Origin of the sequence: Noviherbaspirillum sp. (genome assembly GCF_035654295.1) — a bacterium.
Taxonomy (GTDB): domain Bacteria; phylum Pseudomonadota; class Gammaproteobacteria; order Burkholderiales; family Burkholderiaceae_D; genus Noviherbaspirillum.
Genome location: NZ_DASRXF010000100.1, coordinates 40,126 through 50,348 on the forward strand (window position 1 = coordinate 40,126; position 10,223 = coordinate 50,348).

At 64.0% G+C, this 10,223-nt stretch carries 8 protein-coding genes and 1 pseudogene; all 9 read left to right on the forward strand.

All coding sequences use genetic code 11. From position 1 onward, the window contains the following. The first annotated feature begins 41 nt into the window (after positions 1-41). Positions 42-848, forward strand: coding sequence for a 4-hydroxy-2-oxoheptanedioate aldolase (gene hpaI / locus VFF99_RS10885; protein ID WP_325017751.1), 807 nt, complete (start codon positions 42-44; stop codon positions 846-848). A 172-nt stretch (positions 849-1,020) separates the two neighbouring features. Beyond that, entirely contained in the window at positions 1,021-2,286 is a 1,266-nt protein-coding gene (locus VFF99_RS10890) for a lipoprotein-releasing ABC transporter permease subunit (RefSeq protein WP_325017753.1), read from the forward strand. 36 nt (positions 2,287-2,322) lie between these two features. Further along, complete coding sequence (gene lolD, locus VFF99_RS10895; RefSeq protein ID WP_325017768.1) at positions 2,323-3,009, forward strand: lipoprotein-releasing ABC transporter ATP-binding protein LolD; 687 nt, start codon at positions 2,323-2,325, stop codon at positions 3,007-3,009. After that, the gene (locus VFF99_RS10900) at positions 2,999-3,787 is read left to right on the forward strand and encodes a TatD family hydrolase (protein ID WP_325017755.1); all 789 of its coding nucleotides are present in this window, start codon (positions 2,999-3,001) and stop codon (positions 3,785-3,787) included. Before lolD ends, VFF99_RS10900 begins: the two co-directional genes overlap by 11 nt. Next, a complete protein-coding gene (locus tag VFF99_RS10905) occupies positions 3,788-6,220 on the forward strand; it encodes a DNA internalization-related competence protein ComEC/Rec2 (protein WP_325017757.1) in 2,433 nt (810 codons plus the stop codon). It begins immediately after the preceding gene. 88 nt (positions 6,221-6,308) lie between these two features. Then, positions 6,309-7,106 (forward strand): alpha/beta hydrolase, encoded by a 798-nt coding sequence (locus VFF99_RS10910; protein ID WP_325017759.1) that lies wholly within the window; start codon positions 6,309-6,311, stop codon positions 7,104-7,106. Positions 7,107-7,111: 5 nt separating this feature from the next. Continuing rightward, positions 7,112-8,053 carry a lipid A deacylase LpxR family protein gene (locus VFF99_RS10915; protein WP_325017761.1) on the forward strand — a complete coding sequence of 314 codons (942 nt, stop codon included), beginning with the start codon at positions 7,112-7,114 and terminating at the stop codon, positions 8,051-8,053. Positions 8,054-8,155: 102 nt separating this feature from the next. Continuing rightward, positions 8,156-9,814 carry a CTP synthase gene (locus VFF99_RS10920; protein WP_325017763.1) on the forward strand — a complete coding sequence of 553 codons (1,659 nt, stop codon included), beginning with the start codon at positions 8,156-8,158 and terminating at the stop codon, positions 9,812-9,814. Next, a pseudogene (locus VFF99_RS10925) lies at positions 9,811-10,223 on the forward strand (3-deoxy-8-phosphooctulonate synthase); the annotation flags it as partial. The gene VFF99_RS10920 and the pseudogene VFF99_RS10925, both read left to right, overlap by 4 nt.

Genomic DNA, 10,223 nt, shown 5'->3' on the forward strand with positions numbered 1-10,223 from the left:
GGTAGCATTGCGCACTCACTGGCGTAAGGAAAGGGCAACAGATGCACGCAAATCCATTCAAGGCAGCGCTGGCGCGGCGCGAAGCGCAGATCGGCCTGTGGCTGTCGCTGGCCAATCCCTATACCGCCGAGCTGTGCGCGACGGCTGGTTTCGACTGGCTGCTGATCGACGGCGAGCATGCGCCCAACGACGTGCGCAGTCTCCTCGCCCAGCTCCAGGCCGTGGCACCTTACCGCAGCCATCCGATCGTACGCGCGGTGGTGGGCGATACCGCACTGATCAAGCAATTGCTGGACATCGGCGCACAAACGCTACTGGTGCCGATGGTCGACACTGCCGAGCAGGCCAGGCAGATCGTGGCGGCGACGCGCTATCCGCCCGAGGGCGTGCGCGGCGACGGCAGCGCCATCGCCCGTGCATCGCGCTGGGGTCTGCTGCCCGATTATGTCGAGCGTGCGAACGGCGAGGTCTGCCTGCTGGTGCAGGCCGAGACCAGACGGGCGCTCGAGAACCTGGACGAAATCTGCGCGATTGACGGTGTGGACGGCGTGTTCGTGGGCCCGGCCGACCTCGCGGCGTCGCTCGGCCACCGCAACAATGCCGGCCATCCCGAGGTGCAGACAGCGATCGATGGTGCCCTGCGTCGCATCGTGTCCAGCGGAAAAGCGGCGGGCATACTGACCTCCGACGTCGACGCCGCCCGGCGCTACATCGACATGGGTTGCACCTTTGTTGCCGTGGGGCTGGACGCTCGCCTGCTTGCCCAGGCAACACGCACGCTGCGCGCCCAGTTTCCCGGCGCGGAGGGGCTCGCGCCCGCCGCCGGCAACAAGGGTGCCGTCTATTGAAATACGGGTGCCCTAAGTCATTGATTTTGATTGAGAAAAGTCTTGTCGTAAAACAGCATGCTATGGCAAACTCGCGGCTGCGGATGTTGCCATTCAATCCAGTTTTCAGGCAAGCCGCGGCAATTGCAGGCCGGACCGCGCGCAGGCGCGAGGCCGTCATCAGGAGTCTCTATTGAGCATCATCAAGAATATGCCCTTCGAGTGGCTGGTCGGCATGCGCTACACGCGCGCCGGCCGCCGAAGCGGCCGCAACAGTTTCATTTCATTCATTTCGCTGATTTCCATGGCCGGCATCGCCCTCGGCGTTGCCGCCTTGATCGTCGTGCTGTCGGTCATGAACGGCTTCCAGAAGGAAGTGCGTGACCGCATGCTCTCGGTGCTCTCGCACATCGAAGTCTTCGATGCCACCGGTAGCCTGACCAATTGGCAGGAAACCGCGCGGGAGGCCTTCCAGGTCGGGGACGTGAAAGGCGCGGCACCCTACGTCGCGGCGCAGGCCATGATGACGCGCGACGATACGGTGCGCGGCGTCGTCATCCGCGGCATCCTGCCCGAGCAGGAGCCCAAGGTGTCGGATGTGGCGGACCAGATCCGCGAGGGCAGTTTCAACAGCCTGAAGTCCGGCGAGTTCAATATCGTTCTCGGCAAGGATCTCGCGCGGGCGCTGCGCGTCGGCGTGGGCGACAAGGTCACCATGATCGCGCCGCAGGGGCAGGTGACGCCCGCCGGCGTGCTGCCCCGCCTGAAACAGTACACCGTCGGCGCCATCTTCGAGGCCGGCCACAATGAATATGATTCCAGCCTCGCGTTCATCCACATCGACGACGCGATGCGCATGTTCAAGCTGGAAGCACCCACCGGGCTGCGCCTGCGCATCGCCGACATGCAGAATGCGCCGGAAGTGGCGCTGACCCTGTCGCGCGTCCTCAGCGGTAACCTGTTGATCCTCGACTGGTCGAAGCAGAACCGTACCTGGTTTGCCGCCGTGCAGACGGAAAAGCGCATGATGTTCATCATCCTCACGCTGATCATCGCCGTCGCCGCATTCAACCTCGTCTCCACGCTGGTGATGACGGTGACCGACAAGCAGGCGGACATCGCCATCCTGCGTACCCTCGGCGCGTCGCCCGGTTCCATCATGAAGATTTTCATCATCCAGGGGGCGCTGGTGGGCCTGCTCGGTACTGCAATCGGCGTCGGCCTCGGAGTGGCCGTGGCGATGAACATTGATGTGATCGTGCCCTTCATCGAACGACTGCTCGGCGTCCAGTTCCTGTCCAAGGATATTTACCTGATCACCTCGCTGCCTTCGGATCTGCGCTGGCCCGATGTCTGGACGATCGGCAGCGTCGCCGTCGTTCTCGCCTTCCTGGCCACCCTGTATCCGAGCTGGCGCGCGGCCAACGTCCGTCCGGCGGAGGCACTGCGCTATGAATAACAACAACATCAAAAACACAGGGAGCGCGGCATGGTGATGGATCAGGTTGTACTGTCTTGCCGCGGCCTTGCCAAAACCTTCACGCAGGGAAAATATTCGGTCGATGTCTTGCGCGGTATCGACTTCAACGTCAGCCGCGGGGAGCGCGTCGCGATCGTCGGCGCCTCCGGGTCGGGCAAGTCGACGCTGTTGCATCTGCTTGGCGGGCTCGACGTGCCCACAGCGGGCAGCGTCACGCTGCAGGGCCGCGATTTCGCCAGCCTGAGCGAAAAGGAACGCGGCAACTTGCGCAACAATGCGCTCGGCTTTGTTTACCAGTTCCATCACCTGCTGCCGGAATTCTCCGCGCTGGATAACGTCGGCATGCCGCTCATGATCCGGCGCGAGACGCGCGACGGTGCGCATGAAGTCGCGCGCCAGATGCTGGGACGCGTGGGGTTGGCCAATCGCGTCACGCATGTTCCCGGCGAGTTGTCCGGCGGCGAGCGGCAGCGGGTTGCGCTGGCACGCGCGCTGGTGACGCAACCGGCATGCGTACTCGCCGACGAACCGACCGGCAATCTCGACCGCGTGACCGCGCACAAGACCTTCGATCTCATGCTGGAGTTGTCCCGCACGCTGGGCACCGCCTTCGTGATCGTGACGCACGACGTCGAGCTCGCCCGCCATTGCGACCGCGTGCTGAGATTGTCGGAGGACGGCCTGCATCCCTATGTGGATTGATACCCACTGCCACCTGGACGCGGCGGAGTTCGGAATGGAGTCCACGCGAATCGCCGAATCCGCGGCACAGGGCGGCGTGTCGAAGATCATCATTCCAGCCATCGCCCGCGACAACTTCACCACCGTGCGCGACCTCGCCGCGCGGCATCCGAACGGCGCGTACGCGCTGGGCATCCATCCCATCTTCGTGCCGCAGGCACAGGAGGGGGACCTCGATGTCCTCCGCGCGGCGATTGCCGAGGCGATGGACGATCCGCGTTTCGTCGCCGTCGGCGAGATCGGGCTGGATTTCTTCGTGCCCGGGCTCGGCGAAGGGGCGCTGCGCGAGAAGCAGGAATTCTTTTACAGCGAGCAGCTCAAGATCGCCCGCGACGCTGGGCTGCCTGTCCTGCTGCATGTGCGGCGCTCGCAAGACATCATCCTCAAGTACCTGCGCCGGATCACACTGCCCGGCGGCATAGCCCACGCCTTCAACGGCAGTTTTCAGCAAGCCGAGGAATTCGTCCGCCTCGGCTTCAAGCTGGGCTTCGGCGGCGCGATGACATTTCCGCGCGCGCTGCAGATCCGGCGGCTGGCTTCCAGCGTCGATGAACATGCGCTGGTTCTCGAAACGGACGCTCCCGACATTTCCCCCGTCTGGCTGCACCCGCGCCGTAACAGCCCGGAAGAACTGCCGCGCATCGGCCAAGTCCTCGCCGAACTGCGCGGCCTGCCCGTGGAACGGATCGCGGAGATCACTTCCCGCAATGCACGCGACGTCCTTCCCCGCCTGAACTAGATGCGCAGCACGGTTGCCGGTTTCGTGGGCGGAATCGCCCTGCTGCAGCATCAGGCTGCACTGCCGGCGTTGTGGCTGCTCATGCTTGCACTGGCGATCTCAGGCCTCGTCTGGCCGTGGCTCAGGAGGATGGAGTCCGCACGCCTGCGCGTGCCGCTGCTGGCGTTGGCCGGGGCAGTACTCGGCTTCGCCTGGGCAGGAATCGTAGCGCAGCATTTCCTGTCCGCCGAATTGCCGAAGGATTGGGAGGGGCGCGACGTAACGATCGTGGGCACCATCGACAGCCTGCCTTACGTGTTCGAGCAGGGCGTGCGCTTCAACTTTGCAGTGGAGCGTGTTGTCGACGCCGACCGGCAAGCGGGAGAGGCGCTGCCCGTGCTGCCCGGGCGGCTGGCCCTGTCCTGGTATTCCGCATTCCGGCAGGACGAGCTGCAAGCGGTCGGCAAGGTCGGCCCCGGCGAGCGGTGGCAACTGACAGTGCGCCTGCGGCGGCCGCACGGAAATGCCAATCCGCATGGATTCGATTACGAGGTGTGGCTGCTCGAGCAGGGACTGCGTGCGACCGGCTATGTCCGCCCCGACCAGCACGCTGCGCTGAAAAACCAGCGGCTGGACGACTTCGTTCCCGGTATCCGCAATGTTGTGGAGCGATCGCGCTCCTGGTTGCGCGAACGGATCCGCGACGCGCTGCCGGACAAGGAATACGCCGGCGTGATTATCGCGCTGGTCATCGGCGACCAGCGCGCGGTCAGCCAATCCGACTGGAAAATCTTCAACCGCACGGGCGTGGGCCACCTGGTATCGATTTCGGGTCTGCACATCACGATGGTGTCCGGTCTGTTCGCCGCCCTCGTTACCGCCTTGTGGCGCCGATCCTTCTTTACGCGCGCGCAGTTGCCGCTGATATTGCCCGCGCAAAAAGCGGGCGCGCTCGCGGGCGTGATCGTCGCGCTGCTGTATGTCCTGCTGGCTGGATTCGGCGTGCCGGCACAGCGGACGCTCTACATGCTCGCCGTCGTCGTGGCCGCGGTATGGTCGGGCCGCATCACCAGCGTCTCGCATGTGCTGTGCGCGGCGCTCGCTGTCGTGACCGTCCTCGATCCGTGGGCCGTCCTGTCACCCGGGTTCTGGCTTTCCTTCGGCGCGGTCGCGATCATCCTGTATGCATCGGCAGGACGGACGGCCGAGACGAAGGAAGCGCCGTCCAGCGCGCAGAAATCGATGCGACTGCTGAAATCGGCTGCCCGTACGCAGTACGTCGTGACAATCGGCCTGGTGCCTTTGACGATGCTGCTGTTCGGCCAGATCTCGATCATCGGGCCGCTGGCCAACGTGATTGCCATTCCGCTGATCAGCTTCCTGGTCACCCCGCTTTCCCTGGCGGGCAGCGTGCTGCCCGATCCCCTGATCGGATGGTGCCTAGGCGCCGCCCATGCGCTGGTCGCCTGGCTGGCATCGATCCTGCAATTGCTCAGCGATTCGCCGGCGGCGGTATGGCGCGCGCCGGTCCCGTCGTGGTGGATGTTCCTCGCCGCGCTGGCCGGGACCTTGTGGCTGCTTGCGCCGCCGGGCTGGCCGGTGCGCTGGCTCGGGGTGGCGGGCCTGCTCCCGGTGTTCATCAATGCACCCGTCCGCCCGGGGGCAGGGGAGATGTGGGTCACCGCCTTCGATGTCGGGCAAGGGACAGCCTTGCTGGTCGAAACCGAAAACAGGCGTCTCCTGTACGACACCGGGCCTGCGTATTCCGTCGAGTCCGACGGCGGCAACCGCGTCATTCTTCCCTACCTGCGCGCACGCGGCATCGACAAGCTCGATGCGATGATCGTTTCGCACAGCGACAACGACCATTCCGGAGGGGCGCTGTCGATCCTGGAAGAGATCGAGGTCGGCGTCGTCTATTCGTCGCTTCCGCTTATCCATCCTATAGTGCAGGCGGCGCCGCGCCACCAACACTGCTTGGCGGGGCAATCCTGGCGCTGGGACGGGGCGTCGTTCGACATGCTGCATCCTGCCGCGGATTCCTACGCCAGCACGAAGTGGAAACCCAATGCACGCAGCTGCACGCTCAAGCTCACCATGGGAGAACATGCTGTGCTCCTGCCCGGCGATATCGAGGCGCAGCAGGAAGCGGCGCTGGTGGAGCGTGACCGCGAGCAGCTGCGCGCCACGGTCCTGGTGGCGCCGCATCACGGCAGCGGCACATCGTCGACCCCGCCATTCCTCCGCGCGGTGCAACCGGAGATCGCGCTGTTCCAGGTGGGTTATCGCAATCGCTACCGCCATCCCAAGGCCGAAGTGTTCGATCGCTATGGGGAACTCGGCATCCGGCGCATCCGCTCGGACGATGCCGGGGCCATCAGCCTGCGCATCGGGCAGACACTCAAGATAAGCGAGTACCGCAACGGACATGCGCGCTATTGGTACGGTCGCTGACAGGTGAACCCGAGTTAGGCGATGCGCTCCAATCCTGCGTGCCGCAATCGAATTACAATCTGGATCGTTTCGACAATCGCACACCAGCATGACCCGACCTATCATCCATTTCGCCCACGCAAACAGTTATCCCGCGGGGACGTATCGCATCTTTTTCGAGCATTTGCGCAAGCATTACGACGTGCAGGCATTGCCGATCCATGCCCATAACCCCGCCTATCCCGTCAGCAACGGCTGGCCAGCACTGGTCACGGAGCTGGTCGATGCGCTCGAATCGCGCTATTCGCAGCCGGTCATCCTCGTCGGCCACTCGATGGGCGGCATACTCAGCCTGATGGCGGCGCGGGCGCGGCCGGAACTCGCGCGCTGCGTCGTCCTGCTCGATTCGCCGCTGGTCGCGGGCTGGCGCGCGGTACTGCTGCGTGCGGCAAAGCGTATCGGTATCGATGACCGGTTCTCGCCCGCCCAGTTTTCCGAAAAGCGGCGCAATGTGTGGCCGGACGCCGAGGCAGCCTACCGGCATTATGCGTCCAAGCCGATGTTCGCCGCGTGGCCGCCGGAAGTGCTGCGGGATTACGTCGACCACGGGCTCATGCCGCATGCGGAAGGTGTCACGCTGCGTTTCACGCGTGAGACGGAAACCGCGGTGTACCGCACCTTGCCGCACCACCTCGGACAATTGATCCGCCGGCCGTTCCCGGTTCCGGTCGGCTTTGTCGGCGGCACCGATTCCGTGGAATGCAGGCAGGCCGGGCTGACGTCCACGCGGCGGCTGGTCGGCCGGCACTTCACGCAGATTCCGGGCGGCCACCTTTTCCCGATGGAGCACCCGGTTGCGGCCGCCAAGGCCCTGCACGGGATGATCGGCAACCTCCTGTCAAAATGAACGCGATGCTTCGTTATCTCAAACCCGTCCTCCTGTGCCTGCCCCTGTCCCTGTGTGCGACCGTAGCGCATGCGAATCCCCTCGGCGGCATCGCTGCCGAATACGCGGAGGTCAGCACCAGGGGAACCACCACGCATCTGGTGGATATCGACAACGATACACTCCTGCTCAACCGCGACGACGGCTTTTACACCAGCGGCCTGCGCTATACCCGTCTCAGTTCCCTGCGCGGCAATGGCACGGTAACCAGCTTCGGCTGGCGCCTGGGACAGGAGTTGTATACCGCCTCCGACATCAAGCTGCCTCCGGAACTTGTCGGCCCGCCCAACCATCCGTATGCGGGCTGGCTGTATGGCGGTTTTTTCAAGGACGTGCAGCGCGCCGACGGCACCTATACGCGCTTCGGCATCGACATCGGCTGCCTAGGCCCCTGCGCCGGCGGCGAGTGGACACAGACGCAATTCCACAAGATCCTGGACCAGCCGCTGCCGCGCGGGTGGAGCAAGCAGGTCAGGAATGAAGTGGGCGTCGTGCTGCACGGGGAGTTTGCGCCGGTGCGGTGGAGTCCTTCCCGGTCGGTGGACATTACGCCGGCCTTCGGTGCGCGCTTCGGCAATATCTTTACCGACGCAAGTGCAAGCCTGCTCGTGCGTGCCGGGCAACTTCATGCCGCGCCATCGGACTCCGCGTTCCATGTCTTCCTGCGTGCCGAAGGCCGCGTGGTCGGGCATAACGGGACGCTGGAAGGCGGATATTTCAGGAAAGACAACCCGCATACGGTGGAACCGAAGCGGGTGACCGGTAGCGCCGAAGCCGGCCTTGGATGGACTTACGGGCCCTTCGGGGCAACGCTGGCATTCGTCCGGCGCGGTAATGAAATCAGGGACTTGCCGAATTCGATCGGGGCGCAGAACTATCTGCACCTGCAGTTTTCATACCGTCCATGAAGGGGCTCCGGCACGCCAGGGAAAGATCGAAACAGAGGATGGCCGGGGCGGTTTAGGTTATAATTTGAATTTCCCGCACGTGCCGTCCGGCACATCTCAGCAATGACCAAGTTTGTATTCGTCACTGGCGGCGTTGTCTCATCCCTGGGCAAAGGGATTGCAGCCGCGTCCCTCGCTGCGATCCTTGAATCGCGCGGCCTCAAAGTCACCCTCATCAAGCTCGATCCGTACATCAACGTCGATCCCGGCACGATGAGCCCGTTCCAACACGGCGAAGTGTTCGTCACCGACGACGGCGCCGAAACCGACCTCGACCTCGGCCACTATGAACGTTTCATCACGGCCAAGATGAGGAAGGTGAACAACTTCACCACCGGCCAGATCTACGAGTCCGTGATCCGCAAGGAGCGCCGCGGCGAGTACCTGGGCAAGACGGTGCAGGTGATCCCGCACATCACCAATGAAATCCAGGATTTCATCCATCGCGGCGCCGAAGGCTTCGACGTAGCGCTGGTCGAGATCGGCGGCACGGTGGGCGACATCGAATCGCTGCCGTTCCTGGAGGCCGCGCGTCAGCTCAGCCTGCGCTCCAGCCGTAATTCCACGGCTTTCGTGCACCTGACCCTGGTTCCCTACATCGCTTCCGCAGGCGAGCTGAAGACCAAGCCGACCCAGCACAGCGTGCAGAAGCTGCGCGAAATCGGTATTTCGCCGGATGCGCTGCTGTGCCGCGCCGACCGCCGCATTCCGGACGACGAGCGCGCCAAGATCTCGCTGTTCTCCAATGTGCGCGAGGAAGCCGTCATCTCCGTGTGGGATGCCGACACCATCTACAAGATCCCCCAGATGCTGCACGACCAGGGCCTGGACAAGATCATCTGCGAAAAGCTCGAGATTTCGCCGCGCCCGGCCGACCTGTCGGTGTGGAACAAGCTCGTGTACGCGCTGGAGCACCCGAAGGCGGAAGTGACCATCGGCATGGTCGGCAAGTATGTCGACCTGACGGAGTCCTACAAGTCGCTGACGGAGGCGCTGCGCCACGCCGGCATCCATACGGAAAGCCGCGTGAATATCGAATATCTCGATTCCGAAGAGATCGAAGCGAAGGGCACCGCGAACCTGGCCAAGTACGATGCCATCCTGGTGCCCGGCGGCTTCGGCAAGCGCGGCGTGGAAGGCAAGATCGCCGCCGCCCGCTACGCCCGCGAAAACAAGGTGCCTTACCTCGGCATCTGCCTCGGGATGCAGGTTGCGCTGATCGAGTTTGCGCGTAACAAGGCCGGCCTCGCCAAGTCCAATTCGACCGAGTTCGATCCGGAAACCGAACAGCCGGTGGTGGCGCTCATCACCGAGTGGCAGAACCACGACGGCAAGATCGAGCGCCGCGACGTCAACTCCGACCTTGGCGGCACCATGCGTCTGGGCGCCCAGACCTGCGCGGTCAAGCCAGGCACCATCGCAGCGGAAATTTATGGCGACAAGGTCACCGAGCGCCATCGTCACCGCTACGAAGCAAATAACCATTACCTGAGCCGTGTCGAAGAGGCCGGCCTGGTCGTGTCCGCCCGCACGCCGAACGAAGGCCTGTGCGAAATCATGGAATTGCCGCGCACCGGCGACCACGGCCATCCGTGGTACGTGGGCGTGCAATACCACCCCGAATTCAAGTCGACCCCGCGCGACGGCCATCCGCTGTTCATCTCCTTCATCAAGGCGGCGCTGGCCCGCAAGCAGGCGTCGTCCGAGAGGAAAGCAGCATGAAGTTGTGCGGATTTGAAGCAGGCCTGGACCGGCCGTTCTTCCTGATCGCCGGCCCCTGCGTGATCGAGTCCCAGCAGATGGCGCTCGACACCGCGGGCCGCCTGAAGGAAATCACGTCCGAGCTGGGCATCCCGTTCATCTACAAGTCGTCGTTCGACAAGGCAAACCGTTCTTCCGGCTCGTCCTTCCGCGGGCTGGGCATGGAAAAAGGCCTGGAAATCCTGGCCGAGGTGAAGAAGCAGATCGGCGTGCCTGTCCTGACCGATATCCACGAAATCGATGAGATCAAGCCGGTCGCGGCCGTCGTCGACGTGCTGCAGACCCCGGCATTCCTGTGCCGCCAAACCGATTTCATCCGCGCCTGCGCCCAGTCGGGCAAGCCGGTGAACATCAAGAAGGGCCAGTTCCT